Source organism: Rhodovarius lipocyclicus, from assembly GCF_009900765.1.
Classification (GTDB): domain Bacteria; phylum Pseudomonadota; class Alphaproteobacteria; order Acetobacterales; family Acetobacteraceae; genus Rhodovarius; species Rhodovarius lipocyclicus.
Genome location: NZ_JAAABL010000005.1, coordinates 68,257 through 87,162, shown reverse-complemented (window position 1 = coordinate 87,162; position 18,906 = coordinate 68,257). Strand labels below are relative to the sequence as shown.

The 18,906-nt window shown below is 68.7% G+C and carries 14 protein-coding genes; 10 read left to right on the top strand and 4 right to left on the bottom strand.

Features of this window, described 5'->3' with window-relative positions; all coding sequences use genetic code 11:
• Positions 1 to 138 precede the first annotated feature (138 nt).
• Positions 139 to 1,866: a GMC family oxidoreductase gene (locus tag GT007_RS07595; protein ID WP_201451828.1), complete on the top strand. Its 1,728-nt coding sequence runs from the start codon at positions 139 to 141 to the stop codon at positions 1,864 to 1,866.
• A 234-nt stretch (positions 1,867 to 2,100) separates the two neighbouring features.
• On the opposite strand, the gene GT007_RS07590 is transcribed toward GT007_RS07595, so the two are convergent.
• Together GT007_RS07590 and GT007_RS07585 are read right to left on the bottom strand one after the other, a co-directional pair.
• Entirely contained in the window at positions 2,101 to 2,361 is a 261-nt protein-coding gene (locus tag GT007_RS07590) for a hypothetical protein (RefSeq protein WP_160121000.1), read from the bottom strand.
• A gap of 5 nt (positions 2,362 to 2,366) precedes the next feature.
• On the bottom strand, positions 2,367 to 3,572 hold the full coding sequence (locus GT007_RS07585) for an MFS transporter (RefSeq protein WP_160120999.1): 1,206 nt from the start codon (positions 3,570 to 3,572) through the stop codon (positions 2,367 to 2,369).
• Between the two features lie 123 nt (positions 3,573 to 3,695).
• On the opposite strand from GT007_RS07585, the gene dnaE reads away from it, so the two are divergent.
• The 7 genes from dnaE (at position 3,696) to GT007_RS07550 (ending at position 13,831) form a co-directional block, all read left to right on the top strand.
• Positions 3,696 to 7,109, top strand: coding sequence for a DNA polymerase III subunit alpha (gene dnaE, locus GT007_RS07580; RefSeq protein WP_160120998.1), 3,414 nt, complete (start codon positions 3,696 to 3,698; stop codon positions 7,107 to 7,109).
• Positions 7,109 to 8,158 (top strand): AI-2E family transporter, encoded by a 1,050-nt coding sequence (locus GT007_RS07575; RefSeq protein WP_160120997.1) that lies wholly within the window; start codon positions 7,109 to 7,111, stop codon positions 8,156 to 8,158. The genes dnaE and GT007_RS07575 overlap by 1 nt, the downstream gene beginning before the upstream one ends.
• Before the next feature lie 97 nt (positions 8,159 to 8,255).
• Positions 8,256 to 9,833 carry an ABC transporter substrate-binding protein gene (locus tag GT007_RS07570; protein WP_160120996.1) on the top strand — a complete coding sequence of 526 codons (1,578 nt, stop codon included), beginning with the start codon at positions 8,256 to 8,258 and terminating at the stop codon, positions 9,831 to 9,833.
• A gap of 171 nt (positions 9,834 to 10,004) precedes the next feature.
• Positions 10,005 to 10,982 (top strand): ABC transporter permease, encoded by a 978-nt coding sequence (locus GT007_RS07565; RefSeq protein WP_160120995.1) that lies wholly within the window; start codon positions 10,005 to 10,007, stop codon positions 10,980 to 10,982.
• A complete protein-coding gene (locus tag GT007_RS07560) occupies positions 10,982 to 11,884 on the top strand; it encodes an ABC transporter permease (protein ID WP_160120994.1) in 903 nt (300 codons plus the stop codon). Before GT007_RS07565 ends, GT007_RS07560 begins: the two co-directional genes overlap by 1 nt.
• Complete coding sequence (locus GT007_RS07555; RefSeq protein ID WP_160120993.1) at positions 11,881 to 12,849, top strand: ABC transporter ATP-binding protein; 969 nt, start codon at positions 11,881 to 11,883, stop codon at positions 12,847 to 12,849. Before GT007_RS07560 ends, GT007_RS07555 begins: the two co-directional genes overlap by 4 nt.
• Complete coding sequence (locus GT007_RS07550) at positions 12,842 to 13,831, top strand: ABC transporter ATP-binding protein (RefSeq protein WP_160120992.1); 990 nt, start codon at positions 12,842 to 12,844, stop codon at positions 13,829 to 13,831. Before GT007_RS07555 ends, GT007_RS07550 begins: the two co-directional genes overlap by 8 nt.
• A gap of 233 nt (positions 13,832 to 14,064) precedes the next feature.
• Here the strand turns inward: GT007_RS07550 and GT007_RS07545 are convergent, their stop codons facing one another.
• Positions 14,065 to 15,003: a hypothetical protein gene (locus GT007_RS07545; RefSeq protein WP_160120991.1), complete on the bottom strand. Its 939-nt coding sequence runs from the start codon at positions 15,001 to 15,003 to the stop codon at positions 14,065 to 14,067.
• Between the two features lie 88 nt (positions 15,004 to 15,091).
• On the bottom strand, positions 15,092 to 15,538 hold the full coding sequence (locus GT007_RS07540; protein ID WP_160120990.1) for a hypothetical protein: 447 nt from the start codon (positions 15,536 to 15,538) through the stop codon (positions 15,092 to 15,094).
• A gap of 209 nt (positions 15,539 to 15,747) precedes the next feature.
• Between GT007_RS07540 and pehA the strand changes: the two genes are divergently transcribed.
• Together pehA and GT007_RS07530 are read left to right on the top strand one after the other, a co-directional pair.
• Positions 15,748 to 17,322: a phosphoric/sulfuric ester hydrolase PehA gene (gene pehA / locus GT007_RS07535; protein WP_160120989.1), complete on the top strand. Its 1,575-nt coding sequence runs from the start codon at positions 15,748 to 15,750 to the stop codon at positions 17,320 to 17,322.
• A 14-nt stretch (positions 17,323 to 17,336) separates the two neighbouring features.
• Positions 17,337 to 18,905: an ABC transporter substrate-binding protein gene (locus GT007_RS07530; RefSeq protein ID WP_160120988.1), complete on the top strand. Its 1,569-nt coding sequence runs from the start codon at positions 17,337 to 17,339 to the stop codon at positions 18,903 to 18,905.
• The last annotated feature ends 1 nt before the right edge of the window (position 18,906 follow it).

Genomic DNA, 18,906 nt, shown 5'->3' with positions numbered 1-18,906 from the left:
CATTCCTTCATATAATCGTTGTTTTTCAATATGTTATGAAGGTGTGCGGCAGCGATGCTGTCAAGCGCGCAACTGCGTGCTTGGCCCGGGGCAGAAACGAATGCCAAGATCGCGCCCAAGAAAACGAGGAAGCGCGGCTTGTCCGAGAACCTGTTCGACCATGTGATCTGCGGGGGTGGCTCCGCGGGCTCCGTCCTGGCCGCCCGGCTGTCGGAGGATCCCTCCCGCCGCGTCTGCCTGGTGGAGGCCGGGCCCGACACCCCGCCCGAGGCCGTGCCGGCGGATATCCGCCTCAGCTATCACGGCCATGCGGTCTACAACCCGGACTTCCTGTGGCGCGGGCTGAAGGTCACGCTGCCGCACCGCCCGCATAACCGGCCCGAGCCCCCGCCCAAGCCCCGCAGCTATGAGCAGGCGCGGGTGATGGGTGGCGGCAGTTCCATCAACGGGCAGCTCGGCAACCGGGGTGTGCCCAGCGACTACGACGATTGGTCGCGTGAGGGGGCCGAGGGCTGGAGCTGGGCCGAGGTTCTGCCCTTCTTCCGCAAGCTGGAGACCGACCTGGATTTCGGCGAGACCCCGCTGCATGGTGGCGGCGGGCCCATCCCGGTGCGGCGCATCCCGCGCGAATCCTGGCCCGGCTACAGCCAGGCGGCGGCCGCGACCTGGCAGGCCTCGGGCCTGCCCTATCTGGCGGACCAGAACGGGGATTTCCGCGATGGCTGGTTCGCCCTGACCACCGCCAATGCCGCGGCCGACCATCGGGTTTCGGCCGCCATGGGCTATCTGACCGCGGCGGTGCGCGCGCGGTCCAACCTGACCATCCTGGCCCGCCACCTGGTGCTGGGGCTGGATTTCGACGCGCAGGGCCGCGCCATCGCCGTGCGCCTGCGCGCGCCCGACGGCGACACCCGCCGGCTGGAGGTGCGGCGGGACATCATCCTCTCCATGGGCGCCATCCGTTCACCGGCCTTCCTGCAAAGCCAGGGTATCGGCGCGCCGGAGGATTTCTCCCCCCATGGCATCGCCCTGCGCAACCACCGCCCGGGCGTGGGGCGCAATCTGCAGGAACACCCGACCATGGGCATGGCCGCCCTGCTGCCAGCCGCCAGCCGCATGCCCGGCGCGCTGACCCAGCGCAACATCCATGCCGGGGTGCGCTGGTCCTCCGGCCTGCCGGGCGTGGCGGGGGGCGACATGTTCGCGCTGGCGATCGCGCGCCCCTCCTGGCACGCGGTGGGCGCGCGGCTGGGGGCGATCCAGGCCTGGGTCAACCGCAGCTATAGCCAGGGCAGCGTGCGCATCCAGGGCGCAGACCCCGCCCTGCACCCGGAGGTGAACCTCAACCTGCTGTCGGATGCGCGGGACGCGGAGCGCCTGATGGATGCGCTGCGCCGCATCGCGCTGTGGCACGCCATGCCCGCCCTGCGCGGGGCCATCCGCTATGCCTTTCCGGCCGTGTACAACGAGGCGGTGCGCAAGGTGGCGGTGCGCGGCCTGAAGAACGATGTGATGACGCGCCTGCTGGCGCCCATCCTGGAATTGCCGGGCGCCGTGCACCGCGCCGCCGTCCATGCCTTCATCACCGAGGCCCCGCCCATCGCGGCACTGCTGGCCGACGAGGACAAGCTGGAAGCCTTCGTGCGCGCCAACGCCACCGGGCAATGGCATGTCAGCTGCACCTGCCGCATGGGGCGCGAAGACGACCCGATGGCCGTGACCGACAGCGCGGGCCGCGTGCACGGCACGCCCGGGCTGAGGGTGTGCGATGCCTCGGTGTTTCCGTTCGTGCCGAGCGCGAATACGAACTTCCCGACGCTGATGGTGGCGGAGAAGATGGCGGCGGCGATCCTGGCGGAGAAGTAGAAGGCTGGGGAAGGCGCCGCCTTCCCCAGACCCCATCCGCTGGGGAGATAAGATCTCCCCAGGCCCCTGCGAATAGTTTTATATTATTGATATTATTATATAAATTTACCAGAGAAGCCTTCGCAGGCTCAGGGCTGTCCCAAAACTGATGGAAAGTAATGGGGGGGCAAACGCATCGCGTTTGACGAGGGGGAAAGTCATTTCCCCCTCAACCTTAATCTCCAGGGCAGCGCCTCAATCGTCTTTCTTCATCCCCATCACCGCGATGCCGATCTGCACGCTGGAGGCACTGAGCCCCAGGAAGAACCACAGCAGCAGCACCGGGATGGGGTGCTCGCGCGATCGCAGCATCAGTTGCCCGATGCCGCCGAAATTGCTCCACAGCAGCGCGCCCACCAGCAGGGTGGCGATGACGAAGCCGCCCAGCACGCCGGGCAGGAACAGCTGCACCGGCAGGGGCAGGCGCAGATAGAAGGCATGCAGCCGGCGCAGCATCGGCGTCAGGCCGGGCGCGGCACGGGGGTGGGGTCGCGCACCGGCAGGTGCACCAGCGCCGCGAAGGCGGCGGCGGCGATGGAGATGATCCACATCAGGTCGTAGCTGCCAGTGGCGTCGAAGATCACCCCGCCCAGGAAGGCGCCAGTGAAGCCGCCGATCTGGTGGCCCATGAAGACCAGGCCGAAGATGGTGCCCAGCCACCGCACCCCGAAATTCCTCGCACAGAGCGCCACGGTGGGCGGCACGGTGGACAGCCACAGCACCCCCATGATGGCCGAGAAGGCCAGCACGGTGGGGGTGGTCTTTTCCAGCATCATGAACACCGCCATCAGCACGCCCCGGCTGGCATAGATCAGCACCAGCAGCTCCCGCCGCTTCCAGCGGGAGGTGAGCTCGCCCGCCGTCAGGCTGCCCACCACGTTGAACAGCCCGATCAGGGAGATGGCGCCGGCACCGACATAGGAAGGCAGGTGGCAATAGGCCACGAAGCCCGGCAGGTGCACGGTCAGGAAGCTGACATGCACGCCGCAGACGAAGAAGCCCCAGAACAGGCACCAGAAGCTGGGGCTGGACAGGGCGCGGCGCAGCGCGTCGCTCGCACTTTCCTCATGCGCGGCCCCGGCCCGCACCGCCACTCGGTCATTCAGCGGCAAGGCTAGCGGCAGCATCAGCAGCGCGGCACCCGCCATCATGAACAGCGCGCCCTGCCAGCCGGCCAGATGGATGCCCAGCTGCGCCGCCGGCACCACCAGGAACTGCCCGAAGGAGGAACCGGCGGTGCCGAGCCCCACCGCGCGGCCGCGCATCGCCTCCGGCAGCAGGCGCGTCAGGGCGGAATTGATGATGGGCATGCCCGCGGCCGAGACCGCGACGCCCATCACCAGCCCGGCGAAGGCGGTGAACAGCCACAGCCCGCCGCTGAGCGCCATGCCCAGAATGCCCAGCCCATACAGCACCGCGCCGCCCATCAGCACCACCCGCGCGCCGTAGCGGTCGGCCAGCTGGCCGCAGATGGGCTGGCTGACGCCGTTCACCAGCACCTGCAACGCGATGGCGAAGGCGAAGCCCGAGGCGGTCCAGCCCTGGTCCAGCGTCATCGGCGCCAGGAACAGGCCGAAGCTCTGTCGCAGCCCCATGGCCAGGGCGGCGGCCAGCACGGCACAGAGACAGAGAAGCCAGAGCGGCGTCGCGCGGGTGAGAATGCTCATGGTCGCAGGTTTCCCGTGGCGGCGGCGCGCCGCAACAGGCATTCGCGCCGGGCACGGCATGCGCGCCATGCATGGGGGCTGATATCCCTGCCAGAATCAGGCTGGGCATGCCATGTTGGGGGGATGCGCCCGACCTTCATCCATCTGCACACCCATTCCAGCTACTCGCTGAGCGAAGGCGCCATCAAGGCCGAGAAGCTGGCCAGCTATGCCGCCGATGCGGGCATGCCGGCGGTGGCCATGACCGACACGGTGAACCTGTTCGGCGGCCTCGAATTCTCCATGGCCTGCACGGCCAAGGGGGTGCAGCCGATCCTGGGCTGCCAGCTCTGGCTCTCCCGCTCCGCGAGCGATGACCGGCCGGAGGCCGCGCGGCTGGCCCCGGATGTGGTGGTGGCGCTGGCCATGGGGGCCAAGGGGCTCGACAACCTTCAGCGCCTGACCAGCCTGTCGCATCTGGGCGAGGACCCCTCGGGCAAGCCCGCCATCGGCTTCGACACGCTGGCCCAGCACGCGGAGGACATCTTCCTGCTGACCGGCGGCACGGGCGGGCCGATCGCGCGCATGCTGGCCGAGGGCAGGCGGGCCCAGGCCGAGACCCTGCTGCGCCGCTTCCAGGAGATCTTCCCCGACCGCATGGCGGTGGAACTGCACCGCCACGGCACCGAGCGCGACATCGCCACGGAACCGGGCCAGCTCGCCCTGGCCGATGCGCTGCGCATCCCCATCGTTGGCACCAACGACGTCTATTTCGCCAAGCGCACGATGCATGAGGCGCATGACGCGCTGCTGTGCATCGCCGAGGGGCGGACCATGGCGGAGACCGACCGCCGCCGCGTGACCGCGGAGCACTGGTTCAAGCCCGCCGAGGACATGCGCAAGCTGTTCGCGGACCTGCCGGACGCGGCCGACAACACGCTGGCCATCGCGCGCATGTGCGCCGTGATGGCCGAAGTGAAGAAGCCCGCGCTGCCCATTTGCCCCAAGGTGCCGGAGGGCAAGACCGAGACCGAATTCGTGGGCGAGATGGCCCGCGAGGGGCTGAAGGAACGCCTGCGCGGCCCGCTCTCGGCGCCCGAGGAGGTGTACTGGCAGCGCCTGGACTATGAGCTGGGCGTCATCGATAAGATGGGCTTCTCCGGCTACTTCCTGATCGTGGCGGACTTCATCCAATGGGCGAAGAACCACGACATTCCGGTGGGGCCGGGGCGCGGTTCGGGCGCCGGCTCCCTGGCTGCCTGGGCGCTGAAGATCACCGACCTCGACCCGCTGCGCTTCGGCCTGCTGTTCGAGCGCTTCCTGAACCCCGAGCGCGTGTCGATGCCCGACTTCGACATCGACTTCTGCCAGGACCGGCGCGACGAGGTGATCAACTACGTCCGGCGCGAATACGGCCTCGACCGGGTCGCGCAGATCATCACCTTCGGCAAGTTGCAGGCGAAGGCTGCGGTGCGCGACGTGGGGCGCGTGCTGGGCATGCCCTATGGCCAGGTGGACAAGATCGCCTCCCTGATCCCGTTCAACCCGGCCAAGCCCATCCCGCTGAAGGAGGCGATCGAGGGCGAGCCGCGCATCCGCGAAATGGCCGAGAATGACGAGACGGTGGCCCGCCTGCTCGACATCGCCCAGCAGGTGGAGGGGCTGTACCGCAATGCCTCCACCCACGCGGCCGGCGTGGTGATCGGGCGCCGCCCGCTGCTGGAGATCGTGCCGCTCTACCGCGACCCGCGCAGCCCGGACCTCATCACCCAGTACTCCATGAAATACGTGGAGCAGGCGAGCTTGGTGAAGTTCGACTTCCTGGGCCTGAAGACGCTGACGGTGATCCAGCGCGCGCTGCGCCTGCTGCGCCAGCAGGGCATCGAGGTGGACATCAGCGCCATCCCGCTGGACGACAAGAAGACCTACGACATGCTGGCGCGCGGCGACGCGGCGGGGGTGTTCCAGTTCGAAGGCCAGGGCATGCGGGACTGCCTGCGGTCCATGCGCGCCAGCCGGCTGGAGGACCTGATCGCGGCGGTTTCGCTGTACCGCCCGGGCCCGATGGCCAATATCCCCGCCTATTGCGCCCGCAAGCTGGGCGAGCCCTGGGAAAGCCCGCACCCCTCCATCCACCCGATCCTGGAGGAGACCTATGGCATCATGGTCTACCAGGAGCAGGTGATGCAGATCGCCCAGGTGATGGCGGGCTTCTCGCTGGGCGGCGCCGACCTGCTGCGCCGCGCCATGGGCAAGAAGAACATGGAGGAAATGCAGCGCCTGCGCGTGACCTTCGTGGAGGGCGCGCAGAAGAACGGCGTGCCGGAGACGACGGCGGGCGAAGTGTTCGACCTGATGCAGCGCTTCGCGGAATACGGCTTCAACAAATCCCACGCGGCGGCCTATGCGCTGGTGTCCTACCAGACGGCCTGGCTGAAGGCGAACCACCCGGTGGCCTTCCTGGCGGCGTCGATGACGCTGGACATGGCCAACACCGACAAGCTGGCCGCCCACCTGCAGGAGGCATCGCGCGTCGGCATCAAGGTGCTGCCGCCGGACATCAACAAATCCGAGGCCGAGTTCACCATCGAGGACGGCAACATCCGCTTCGCGCTGGCGGCGGTGAAGCGCGTGGGCATGCAGGCCATGCAGGAGCTGGTGGCCGCGCGGAACAAGCCCTTCGAGAGCCTGGCCGATTTCGCGGAGCGGGTGGAACCGCGCCTGCTGAACAAGATGCAGATCGAGAACCTGGCCCGCGCCGGCGCCTTCGACAGCCTGGAGCCGAACCGTGCCGCGGTGGTCGCGGGCTCCGAGACCATCCTGCGCCGCGCCCAGGCCACGGCGGAGGACCGCGCGACCAACCAGGTCAGCCTGTTCGGCTCGGTGGAGCAGGGGCCCGCCATGCTGCGCCTGCCCGACGTGCCGCCCTGGCCGGTGCTGGACCGCCTGGGCTTCGAGGCGGAGGCGGTGGGCTTCCACCTGACCGCCCACCCGCTGGACGAATACCGCAAGGCGCTGGGGCGGCTCGGCGTCATCACCGCGGCCCAGCTGACCGAAACGGCGCGCGCCGGCACAAGGCGCGTGAAGCTGGCGGGCACGGTGGTGGGCCGCAAGGAGCGCAACACCAAGACCGGCAGCCGCATGGCCTGGATCAGCCTGAGCGACCAGACCGGCAGTTATGAGGTCACCTGCTTTTCCGAGGTGCTGTCCCGCTGCCGGGAGATGCTGGAGGACGGCAAGGCGCTGATCGTGACCGCCGAGGCCAAGCTGGAGAACGACACCCTGCGCCTGACCGCGCAGGAGGTGGAATTGCTGGACACCGCGGCCTCCGGCGTGCCGCAGAGCGTGCGGCTGCACATCGACAGCGCCGCCGCCATTCCGCATGTGAAGGCGCTGTTGCAGCGCGAGGGGCGGGGCAAGGGCCAGGTGGCGCTGAAACCGAACCTGCCCGACGGCATTGAGATCGAGGTGGCGCTGCCCGGGTACTGGAATGTCTCGCCGCGCATGATGCAGGCCATGAAGGTGCTGCCCGGCGTGGCGAACGTGGAGGAAGTCTGATGCAAGGGCGTATCCTGGGCCTCGCGGCCGCCGTGGCGCTGGGGGTGGGCTGCCTCTACATCATCCGGCCCTTCATCTCCTCGCTGCTCTGGGCCTCGATCCTGGTGTTCTGCACCTGGCCGGTCTTCGTGCTGCTGAACGAGAAGCTGCGGCTGTCGCGCACTCTCACCTCGCTGCTGCTGGTGCTGGCCTGCTTCCTGGTGCTGGTGGTGCCGGTGCTGGTGGCCGCCCCCACCTCCCGCTCCGACATCGACGCGCTGAGCCAGCGCATCGAATCCCTGGTGGCCGGCGGCCTGCCGGACCTGGCGCCGACGCTGGCGCAGATCCCCTTCGCGGGGGATTACCTGGCGGAGTTCTATGGGCGGTTCATGGGCAACGCCGATGCGTTGCTGGCCTTCGTCCGCCCCTATGCCGGCACCATCGCGCAGACGGCGCTGTCCATCCTGCTGTCGGTGCTGTCGGGGGTGGCGGAACTGCTGGTGGCGATCTTCCTGGCCTTCTTCCTGTACCGCGACGGCCCGGCCATCGCCCGCGCGCTGGAGGGGCTGATGCAGCGCCTGGCGGGCGACCGGGCGCGGCACCTGCTGCTGGTGGTGGCCAATGTCACGCGCGGGGTGGTGTTCGGGCTGGTGGGCACGGCCTTCGTGCAGGGGGCGATGACCATGGCGGGGCTTTGGATCTCCGGCGTGCCGCAGCCCATCCTGCTGGGGGTGGTGGCGGGGTGCCTGTCCATTCTGCCCGTGGGCGCGCCGCTGGTCTGGATCCCGGCCGCGATCTGGCTGTTCACGCAGGGTTCTACCGGCTGGGGCGTGTTCATGCTGCTGTATGGGGGCTTGGGGATTTCCTCGGCCGACAACGTGATCCGGCCCTGGTTCATCGCGCGCGGCGCCGATCTGCCGCTGCTGCTGACGCTGATCGGCGCGCTGGGGGGCGTGGTGGCCTTCGGCTTCCTGGGGCTGTTCCTGGGGCCCGTACTGCTGGCCGTGGGGTTCACGGTGATCAAGGAATGGGCGGAGATCGGCAATGGGGAGGCGCCGCCGCGAGGGTGAGCGCGCGGGGGCAGCGCCCCCGTCAACCCAGCCATGCAAAGCACGCTTCCCGTCCGCGCGCTGGCGCCGTATAGCGGACGTAACGGGAGCTTCATCCATGCGAATCAGGCTTTTCGCGGCCGTTGCCGCCCTTTGCCTTTCCTTCGGCGCCGAGGCGCGCACCGTCCGCTGGTCCGCCAGCGGCGATCCCAACACCATGGACCCGCACAGCCAGAATGTGGGCACCGTCACCATGGTGCTGCAGCAGGTCTATGACGCGCTGATCCAGCGCACCCGCACGCTGGGCCTCGGCCCCGGCCTGGCCACGCGGTGGGAGCAGGTGGAGCCCAACCGCTGGCGCTTCCATCTGCGCGAGGGCGTGCGCTTCCATGAAGGCCAGGCCTTCACCAGCGACGATGTGGTGTTCAGCATCACCCGCGCGAAGCAGCCCACCTCCAATTTCGGCATCTATGTCGACACGATCGAGAGCGCGGTGGCGGTGGACCCGCTGACGGTGGACATCATCACCCGCGTACCGGACCCCATCCTGCCCAACAAGATCGCCAGCGTGTTCATCATGAGCCGCGGCTGGTCCGAGGCGAATGGCGCCGCCCGCCCGCAGAACACCCGCCAGCGCGAGGAACTGCACACCACCCGCAACACCAACGGCACCGGCGCCTTCCGCCTGTCCCTGCGGGAGCCCGATGTGCGCACCGTGCTGACCCGCAACGCCGATTGGTGGGGCTGGCGGGAGGAAGGCACCGGCAATGTGACCGAGATCGTCTTCCGCCCCATCGCCTCCGACGCCACGCGCATCGCCGCCCTGCTGTCGGGCGAGGTGGATTTCGTGATGGACCCCCCGTTGCAGGATTTGCAGCGCCTGCGCGCCGCCCCCGGCGTGGGCGTGCTGGAGGGGCCGGAGGTGCGCACCATCTTCCTGGCCATGGATGTGGCCCGGCCGGAGCTGCTGTATTCCGACGTGCGCGGCCGCAACCCGCTGGCTGACCTGCGGGTGCGGCGCGCGCTGTACCAAGCCATCGATATCCAGGCGATCCAGCGCGTGACCATGCGCGGCCAGTCCCTGCCCACCGGCACCCTCTTCCCCGAACAGGTGAACGGCTATGTGCGGGAGGAGGATGTGCGCCTGCCCTTCGATGCCGCACGCGCCCGCGCCCTGCTGGCCGAGGCCGGCTATCCGAACGGCTTCGAGATCACGCTCGACTGCCCCAACAACCGCTACATCAATGATGAGCAGATCTGCCAGGCGATCGCCAGCATGTGGACGCGCGTGGGCATCCGCACCCGGCTGAACGCCATGCCGCTCGGCCCGTTCTTCGCCAAGATCCAGCGCGAGGACACCAGCGTCTATCTGTTCGGCTGGGGCGTGCCGACGCTGGATGCGCTGTATTCCTTCCAGTCGCTGCTGGCGTCGCGCGCCGGCGGGCAGCAGGGCGACGGCATCTGGAACTATGGCGGCTATTCCAACCCGGCCATGGACGCTCTGATCAACCGCATGCGCACCGAGACCGGGGACGCCCGCCAGGACGCCATCCGCCAGGCGCTGCACATCTTCCGGGAGGACGTGCCGCTGATCCCGCTGCACCACCAGATGATCCCCTGGGCGCTGCGCACCAGCATCACCATCCCGCACATGGCCAACAACCAGCCCTATTTCCGCTGGGCCGTGGTGAACTGAATGGTGCGCACCATGCCTCACCCCATCTTGCCGTGCCGGCCACGGCGCACCATTCGCGTTGTTGGTGGGCCGATTCACGCCGTCGCCTGCCGGCGCCAACGATCGGACCACGCCATTGCCGGTGGGCCGATTCACGCCGTCGCCTATCGGCGCCAACGATCGGACCACTAGATGTTCGCTTTCGTCATCTCCCGCCTGTTGCAGGCCATCCCGGTGATGCTGACCGTCAGCTTCATCAGCTTCGCCATGTTCACCTATGTGGGCGACCCGGTCTCGATCATGCTGGGCCAGGACGCGACGGAGGCCGAGCGCGCCGCCTTGGTGGCGCAGCTGGGCCTGGATCAGCCCTTCTTCGTGCAGTTCCTGAAATTCATCGGCCAGGCGGTGCAGGGGCAGTTCGGCCTCTCCTACCGCCTGTCGCGCCCGGTGGCGGAGCTGATCGCGGAGCGCGCGCCCGCCACGCTGGAACTCGCGCTGTGCGCCGCCTTCATCGCCATGGCCGTCGGCGTGCCGATGGGGGTCTATACCGGGCTCTACCGGAACTCGATCCTGTCGCGCTTCTTCCTCACCTTCTCGCTGATCGGCGTGTCGCTGCCGACCTTCCTCATCGGCATCCTGCTAATCCTGGCCTTCGCGGTGGGCCTCGGCTGGCTGCCCAGCTTCGGGCGGGGGGATGTGGTGCAGATCGGCTGGTGGTCCACGGGCTTCCTCACCGTCTCGGGCCTCAAGGCCATGATCCTGCCCGCGATCACGCTGGGGCTGTTCCAGCTCACGCTCATCATGCGGCTGGTGCGGGCGGAGATGATGGAGGTGCTGCGCACCGACTACATCAAGTTCGCCCGCGCGCGTGGCCTGTCCAACCGCGCGATCAATTTCGGCCATGCCCTGAAGAACACGCTGGTGCCGGTCATCACCATCGCGGGGTTGCAGCTGGGCGCCATCATCGCCTTCGCCATCGTGACGGAGACGGTGTTTCAATGGCCCGGCATGGGGCTGCTGTTCATCCAGTCCGTTGGCTCGGCCGACGTGCCGGTGATGGCGGCCTATCTGATGCTGATCGCGCTGGTCTTCGTGACCATCAACCTGATCGTCGATCTTCTCTACTATGCCGTCGATCCGCGCCTGCGCATCGGCAAGGGGGCGCATTGATGCGGGGCTTCTTCGACAGCGACCTGTGGTGGTCCTTCACCCGCAGCCGCATCACCATGGCCTCGGCGGTGGTGGCCTTCATCTGCATCGCGGGCTCCGCGCTGGCGCCCCTGCTGGCCCCGCATGACCCGTTCGATCTCGCCTCCCTGCAACTCATGGACGCCTTCAAGCCGCCGGTCTGGACGGCGGAGGGCGATGCCACCTATCCGCTCGGCACCGACGACCAGGGGCGGGATGTGCTCTCGGCCATCATGTACGGCGCGCGGGTGTCGCTGATGGTGGGGTTCTCGGCCACCATCTTCGCCACCCTGCTGGGGGTGATGGTGGGGCTGCTGGCCGGCTATCTGGGCGGCACCACCGATGCGGTGCTGATGCGGGTGGCCGATATCCAGCTGACCTTCCCCTCCATCCTTGTCGCCCTGCTGGTGGACGGCATCGTGCGCGCCGCCCTGCCGCGGGAGGTGCATGACCAGATCGCGCTGTTCGTCGTGATCTTCGCCATCGGCATCAGCGAATGGCCGAAATTCGCCCGCACCGTGCGCGGCTCCACCCTGGTGGAGCGCAACAAGGAATATGTGCTGGCCGCGCGCGTGATTGGCCTCGGCAAGTTGCCCATCATGCTGCGCCATGTGCTGCCCAACGTGCTGGGGCCCGTGCTGGTGATCGGCACGCTGAACCTGGCGCTGGCCATCTTGGCGGAGGCGACCCTCTCCTTCCTCGGCGTGGGCGTGCCGCCCACCCAGCCTTCGCTCGGCACCCTGATCAGGATCGGCAACGACTTCCTGTTCTCGGGCGAGTGGTGGATCACGATTTTCCCCGGCATCTCGCTCATCGTGATGGTGCTGTCCGTCAACCTGCTGGGCGACTGGTTGCGCGACGCCCTGAACCCGAAGCTGCGATGACCGCTCCTCTCCTCGAAGTCCGCAACCTGCGGGTGGAATTCCCCACCCGCCGCGGCACGCTGACGGCGCTGCACGATGTGTCGCTGACCATCCAACCCGGTGAGGTGCTGGGCATGGTGGGCGAATCGGGTGCCGGCAAATCCATGACCGGCGCCGCCATTATCGGCCTGATCGAGCCCCCGGGCCGCATCGCCGGCGGCCAGGTGCTGCTGGGCGGCCGGCGCATCGACAATCTGCCCTATGACCAGATGCGCCATGTGCGCGGCCGGCAGATCGGCGCCATCTTCCAGGACCCGCTGACGACGCTGAACCCGCTCTACACTGTCGGGCGCCAGCTGGTGGAGACCATCACCACCCACCTGCCGCTGAACCCCGCCCAGGCCCGCGCCCGGGCCATCGAGTGGCTGGAGCTGGTGGGCATCCCCGCCGCCAGCCAGCGCATCGACAGCTACCCGCATGAATTCTCGGGCGGCATGCGCCAGCGGGTGGTGATCGCGCTGGCCCTCTGCGCCGAGCCGCGGCTGATCATCGCCGACGAACCCACCACGGCGCTCGATGTCTCGATCCAGGCGCAGGTCATCGCCCTGCTGAAGCGCCTGGCGCGGGAGAAGGGCACGGCCATGCTGCTGGTCACGCACGACATGGGCGTGATCGCGGAAACCGCCGACCGCGTGGCGGTGATGTATGCCGGGCGGATCATCGAGATCGGCCCGGTGCGCCAGATCGTGAAGCACCCCCGGCACCCCTATACGGAGGGGCTCATGGCCTCCATCCCGCCGCTGGACCGCCGTGTGGAGCGGCTGGCCGCCATCGAGGGCTCCATGCCGCGCCTGTCCGCCATTCCGCCCGGCTGCGCCTACAACCCGCGCTGCCCGAAGGTGTTCGGCCGCTGCCTGACCGAGCGCCCGGAGCTGCTGGACGCCGGCACCACCCAGGCCGCCTGCTGGTTGCACGCCGATGGTTGAGAACCCGATGCTGGAGGCGCAGGACCTCGCCCGTTACTTCGATGTCTCCCGCCCCGCGCTGCAGCGGCTGCTGGCGCGCGAACCGCGCCGCACCCTGCGCGCGGTGGATGGGGTGTCCTTCGCCATCCCCAAGGGCCAGACCCTGTCGCTGGTGGGGGAATCGGGCTGCGGCAAATCCACCGTGGCGCGGCTGGTGGTGGGGCTGTACCCGCCCAGCGACGGCGCGGTGGTGTTCGACGGCCAGCCCCTGTCGGTCGCGCGCGCGGACCCCGCCCAGCGCCAGCGCATGCAGATGATCTTCCAGGACCCCTACGCCAGCCTGAATCCGCGCTGGCGCGTGCGGGACATCATCGCCGAGCCCATCCGCGCCTTCAAACTGGTGGAGGGCAAGGAGGCGATCCTGGCCCGGGTCGGCGAGTTGCTGACCCAGGTGGGCCTGGCCCCGGCCGATGGCGAGAAATTCCCGCATGAATTCTCGGGCGGGCAGCGGCAGCGCATCTCCATCGCGCGCGCCTTGTCCTCCAACCCGGAATTCCTGGTCTGCGACGAACCGACCTCGGCGCTCGATGTCTCGGTGCAGGCGCAGATCCTGAACCTGATGAAGGAATTGCAGAGCCGGCTGGGCCTGACCTTCCTGTTCATCTCCCACAACCTGTCCGTCGTGCGGCAGGTCAGCGACCGGGTGGGGGTGATGTACCTGGGCCGCATCGTGGAGCAGGCACCGGCGGAAACCCTGTTCACCGCGCCGCGCCACCCCTACACGCGCGCGCTGATGGAGGCGATCCCGGACCTCGAGATGACCGGGCGCGCCCGCACGCCGGTGGGGGGCGAAGTGCCGTCACCGATCAACCCGCCCTCCGGCTGCGCCTTCCACCCGCGCTGCCCGCTGGCGAACGCGCGCTGCAAGGCGGAGCGGCCCGTGGCGCTGGCGGCGGGGGAAAGCCTGGTGGCCTGCCATGCGGTGGAGGAAGGGAGGGGGTGAGCCTTCCTGGGAAGGTGGACTGGGGAGGCGCCGCCTCCCCAGACCCCTCCGCTGGGGAGATAAGATCTCCCCAGTCCCCTGCGAATAGCTTTATATTATTGATATTATTATATAATTTATCAGAAAAACCCTCCCGGACCCAGGTCCGCCCCCAAACTCCCAAAAAGTAATGGGGGGTTCTCGGGGGGAAAGTCATTTCCCCCCGAGCGGGAGCGCGAGGGCAGCGCCCTCGCTTACTGCTCTTCCGTAGGCTGCACCCCGGCGATCTCGCCCAGCGCGTTCACCGCGTTCTCGAACGCCACGACCTTGCCTGCGGTATCCGTGCTGGTCGGGTCCGCCGCCAGGGCCACATGGGCCGTGTGCAGGCGGTTCAGCACCGTCACCACGGCGCCGATCGTTCCTTGCACCGGGTCATTGTCCCGCAGTGCCACGATGCTGCGATACAGGCTGTAGCGGGCCACCGGATCCCGGTTGGTGGCGCGGGCGGCGGTCAGCAGGCGGTTGTGGGAGGCTTCGAGCGCGTTGCGGCTGCTGCGCACGGCGCCGCGCACGGCCTGGCCGGTTTCGGCGCCCAGCACCTGCTTCAGCAATTCCACCACGGCGGCCAGATGCGGCTCGGCCTCGGCGGCCAGGGTCCGCAGGCCGGGCTCGGGGCCGCCGCGCTTGCTGATCGTCTCGGCCAGGTCGGCCAGGGCGATGATGCCGGCCAGGCCCGCGCTGCGCACCTCTGGCGTCACGGTCACGCCGGCGGCGGTCTGCACGGCGGCCAGGCCGGCCTCGGTCAGGCGGGCCAGTTCGGCGCCGCTCGGGCCGGGCTTGGCCGTGATCGGCAGGCCGGAGGCGACATGGCCCATCACATGGCCGTAATCGCCGATCGCGGCGAAGGCGGGGGCGAAGACCATGCCCGCGGCGTCGGCGGCGCTGGGGCCTGGGCGGTCGGCGGGGCGGCGGCCGTCGGTGGCATAGGCCACCGCGGCTTCCTCACGCACCACCACCTGCTCGAAATCCGCCACGCGGCGGATGGCGGCGGTGGCGTTGGTGTCCGCGGTTTCCATCTGGCCGGCGAAGCGCTGCCCGGCGGGCAGGTCGGCCCGGCGGACCGGCGCGGTGGAGGCGCAGCCGGTGGCCAGCAGCAGCGGCAGCGCGATGGCTGTCAGGCGGTGACGGATCATGGCATCCCCACAGGGTTGGATTTCGGCGGAATGTCTGCCCGCGCCATGATGCCGTCAAGGCGCATGGCGCGGGCGAGGGAGCGCGCGGTCACCACCGGCGCCAGCCTCGGCCCCGGCCCGGCGGGTCGCTGGGGTCATTGTCCGTCACGCCGCGATAGGGCTGGGGCGGCGGGGCGTAATAGCGCGGCGGCGGCGGCGGCGGCGGGGGCGGCCGGTAATAGCCGCCGCGGCCCTGGCCCGCCGCGTCGTAAGGGTCGTTGTCCGTCACGCCGCGCCGATAGGGCGGGGGCGGGCGGTAATAGGGTTGCGGATAATAGCCACGGCCCCGGCCATAGCCCGCGGCGTCCGACGGGTCATTGTCGGTGATCACCGGAATGGCGGGGGTGGCCGCGCCCTCGGGGGTGGCGGCACGGGGCGGGGCCGCCAGGGCCGGGGCGGCCGCCCCCGCGGCGCCGCCGATGGTCAGAACGCGCAGAACAAGAAGTCGCCGCCCCAGCTTCGTGACAAGTCCTGGGTCGTCCGGTTCGTCAGCCATGGCCTGTTCCTCCTGGTAACAGCGTAGCGGTATTCAGGGCAATAATGGGGCGAAATCCCTGTAATTCTTGGGCTCCGCCCCATCTGTATTCCAGGGACTGGACCAGCGCGCGCCGCGTGGTGTCATCAAACCGCAGTCATCCCGTCACGCTGTTGTCCGCAAGCGGGCGTATGCCCCCGGCGCACTGAGTGAGCCTCGGGAGAGATTCGATGGCCGGCCCTAAGAATGTATTGCTGATCGTGGTGGACCAGTGGCGGTGGGATTTCCTGCCCGCCATGGGCGCGCATTTCCTGAAACTGCCCAATATCGAGCGCCTGTGCCGCGAGGGGCTGACCTTCAGCAACCACGTGACCAACGCCGTGCCCTGCGGCCCGGCCCGCGCCAGCCTGCTGACCGGGTTGTATGAGATGAACCACCGCGCGGTGCAGAACACCGTGCCGCTGGATGCCCGCCACTTCAACCTGGGCAAGGCGCTGCGCAACATCGGCTATGATCCGGCGCTGATCGGCTACACCACCACAACGCCAGACCCGCGCACGACCGGCGAGCGCGACCCGCGCTTCACCACGCTGGGCGACATCATGGACGGCTTCCGCGCGGTCGGCAGCTTCGAGCCGAACATGGACGGCTATTTCGGCTGGCTGGCGCATAAGGGCTATCCGCTGCCGGACCGGCGCGAGGATATCTGGCTGCCGGAGGGCGAGGATTCGGTGCCCGGCGCCACCGACCGCCCCTGCCGCATCCCCGCCAACCTGTCGGACAGCGCTTTCTTCACCGAACGCGCGCTGACCTACCTCAAGGGCAAGGGCGACAAGCCCTGGTTCCTGCATCTGGGCTACTACCGCCCACACCCGCCCTTCATCGCGCCCGCGCCCTACAACACGCTGTACAGCGCCGAGCAGATGCCTAGCCCCGTCCGCCGCGAGACCTGGCAGCAGGAGGCCGCCGGCCACCCGCTGCTGGCCCATTACCTGGAGGAGATCGGCCAGGGTTCCTTCTTCCGGGGGGCCGGCGGCGCCGCCGCGAACCTGGATGAGGGCGCGATCCGCCAGATGCGCGCGACCTATGCCGGGCTGATGACCGAGATCGACCAGTGCCTGGGCCAGGTCTTCGCCTGGCTGGACGACAACAAGGCCTGGGACGACACCATGATCGTCTTCACCTCCGACCATGGCGAGCAGCTGGGCGACCACTGGCTGCTGGGCAAGGTGGGCTTCTTCGACGAGAGCTTCCGCATCCCCCTCGTCATCAAGAACGCCGGCGCGAACACCCGCGCGGGCCAGATGGAGGACGGCTTCACGGAAAGCGTGGACATCATGCCGACCATCCTGGCGGCGCTGGGCGGGGAGGCGCCGCGCGCGGCCGATGGCGCGTCCCTGCTGCCCTATCTGACGCAGCCCGGCGGCGGCCCCGATGCCCGCCAGCACCTGTTCTACGAATATGATTTCCGGGACGTCTACTACTCCCGCCCCGAGAGCAAGCTGCAACTCTCGATGGATGAGTGCTCGTTGTGCGTGGTGCAGGACGAGCACTACAAATACGTGCATTTCGCCGCTCTGCCGCCGCTGTTCTTCGACCTGTCGGCGGACCCGCACCAGTTCACCAACCTGGCCGAAAAGCCCGAATACGCCGCCCTGGTGCGCGAATACGCCCAGAAGGCGCTGAGCCACCGCATGCGCCACGCTGAAAAGACGCTGACGCATTTCCGCGCCTCCCCCGCGGGGTTGCAGGAACGCGAGCCCCCGCGCGCACCCGACGCTATCTCCCCCCTCGCCGCCAATTGAGACAGGAGCGCCCCATGCCCATGCTGTCCCGCCGCACGATGCTGGCCACCCCGGCCATTGCTCTCGCCACGCCCGCCTTTGCCCAGGCCGACAACCGCCCCTCCATCACCATCGCGGTGCAGAAGGTGGTGAACACCAACACGCTGGAGGTGCTGCGCGAGCAGTCCAATGTGGGTGAGCGCGCCTTCAAGACCTCCATCTGGGAAGGGCTGATCGACCGCGACTGGCGCGGCCAGTTGCAGGCCGTGCCGGGCCTGGCCACCGCCTGGCGCCGCATCAGCGACCGCGTGGTGGAGCTGGACCTGCGTGAGGGCGTGCGCTTCCACAATGGCGACGAGATGACCGCCGAGGACGTGGTCTTCACCTTCGGCCCCGAGCGCATGTTCGGCGGTGCGGGCACCAAGGAACTGCCGCCCGAGATCCCGGCCATCGCCCGGCGCATCTGGCCCTCGCTGGAGAAAGTGGAGGCCGTCGGCCGCTACAAGGTGCGCTTCATCAACGGCACGCCCGATGTGACCATCGAGGGCCGCATCAGCCGCCTGGGCAGCGAGATCATCAGCCGCCGCGGCTATGAGCAGGCCGCGAGCTGGCTGGACTGGGCCCGCGCCCCGGTCACCACCGGCGCCTACAAGGTGGCCGAGCTGCGCCCCGATGTCTCCCTGACGCTGGTGGCCCATGACCAGTATTGGGGCGGCCGCCCGCCGCTGAAGCAGATCCGCTTCGTGGAGGTGCCCGAGGTGTCCTCGCGCATCAACGGCCTGCTGTCGGGCCAGTATCAGTTCGCCTGCGACATCCCGCCGGACCAGATCGCCGCCGTCGAGCGCAACCGCGCCTTCGAGGTGCAGGGCGGCACCATCCTGAACCACCGGCTGACCTGCTTCTACAAGAACCACCCGGTGCTGGCCGATGCCCGGGTGCGCCGCGCCATGACCCATTCCATCGACCGCAACGCGATCGTGGAGGCGCTGTGGGCCGGCCGCACTGTGGTGCCGAAGGGCCTGCAGTGGGAATATTACGGCGACATGTTCCTGTCCGACTGGTCGGTGCCCGCCTTCGACCTGGCCGAGGCTAGGCGCCTGCTGCGTGAGGCGAACTATCGCGGCGAGCCGATCCCCTACCGCCTGCTCAACAACTACTACACCAACCAGACGCCGACGGCGCAGGTGCTGGTGGAGATGTGGCGCGCGGCCGGGCTGAACGTGCAGATCGAGATGAAGGAGAACTGGTCGCAGATCTTCGACAACTCGTCCGTGCGCGGCGTGCGCGACTGGTCCAACAGCGCGCCGTTCAACGATCCCGTCTCCTCGCTGGTGAACCAGCACGGGCCGGCCGGCGAGCAGCAGCAGGTGGGCGAGTGGACGAACGCCGAGTTCAACACGCTGTCCGGCGTGCTGACCACCAGCACCGACCATGAGCAGCGCCGCCGCACCTTCCGCCGCATGCTGGAGATCGCGGAGCGTGAGGACCCCGCCTATACGGTGCTGCACCAGAACGCGACCTTCACCGCGAAGCGCCGCGACATCGCCTGGAAGGCCGCTCCGGCCTTCGCGATGGATTTCCGTCCCGGCAATTACGGGGCCTGAT

What these genes read in the sequence shown, in the direction of transcription:
- GT007_RS07570 (WP_160120996.1), top strand. Translation starts at nt 8,256, where the DNA reads ATGCGAATCAGGCTTTTCGCGGCCGTTGCCGCCCTTTGCCTTTCCTTC.
- GT007_RS07585 (WP_160120999.1), bottom strand. Translation starts at nt 3,572, where the DNA reads ATGAGCATTCTCACCCGCGCGACGCCGCTCTGGCTTCTCTGTCTCTGT.
- GT007_RS07555 (WP_160120993.1), top strand. Translation starts at nt 11,881, where the DNA reads ATGACCGCTCCTCTCCTCGAAGTCCGCAACCTGCGGGTGGAATTCCCC.
- dnaE (WP_160120998.1), top strand. Translation starts at nt 3,696, where the DNA reads ATGCGCCCGACCTTCATCCATCTGCACACCCATTCCAGCTACTCGCTG.
- GT007_RS07565 (WP_160120995.1), top strand. Translation starts at nt 10,005, where the DNA reads ATGTTCGCTTTCGTCATCTCCCGCCTGTTGCAGGCCATCCCGGTGATG.
- GT007_RS07545 (WP_160120991.1), bottom strand. Translation starts at nt 15,003, where the DNA reads ATGATCCGTCACCGCCTGACAGCCATCGCGCTGCCGCTGCTGCTGGCC.
- GT007_RS07550 (WP_160120992.1), top strand. Translation starts at nt 12,842, where the DNA reads ATGGTTGAGAACCCGATGCTGGAGGCGCAGGACCTCGCCCGTTACTTC.
- GT007_RS07560 (WP_160120994.1), top strand. Translation starts at nt 10,982, where the DNA reads ATGCGGGGCTTCTTCGACAGCGACCTGTGGTGGTCCTTCACCCGCAGC.
- pehA (WP_160120989.1), top strand. Translation starts at nt 15,748, where the DNA reads ATGGCCGGCCCTAAGAATGTATTGCTGATCGTGGTGGACCAGTGGCGG.
- GT007_RS07530 (WP_160120988.1), top strand. Translation starts at nt 17,337, where the DNA reads ATGCCCATGCTGTCCCGCCGCACGATGCTGGCCACCCCGGCCATTGCT.
- GT007_RS07590 (WP_160121000.1), bottom strand. Translation starts at nt 2,361, where the DNA reads ATGCTGCGCCGGCTGCATGCCTTCTATCTGCGCCTGCCCCTGCCGGTG.
- GT007_RS07575 (WP_160120997.1), top strand. Translation starts at nt 7,109, where the DNA reads ATGCAAGGGCGTATCCTGGGCCTCGCGGCCGCCGTGGCGCTGGGGGTG.
- GT007_RS07540 (WP_160120990.1), bottom strand. Translation starts at nt 15,538, where the DNA reads ATGGCTGACGAACCGGACGACCCAGGACTTGTCACGAAGCTGGGGCGG.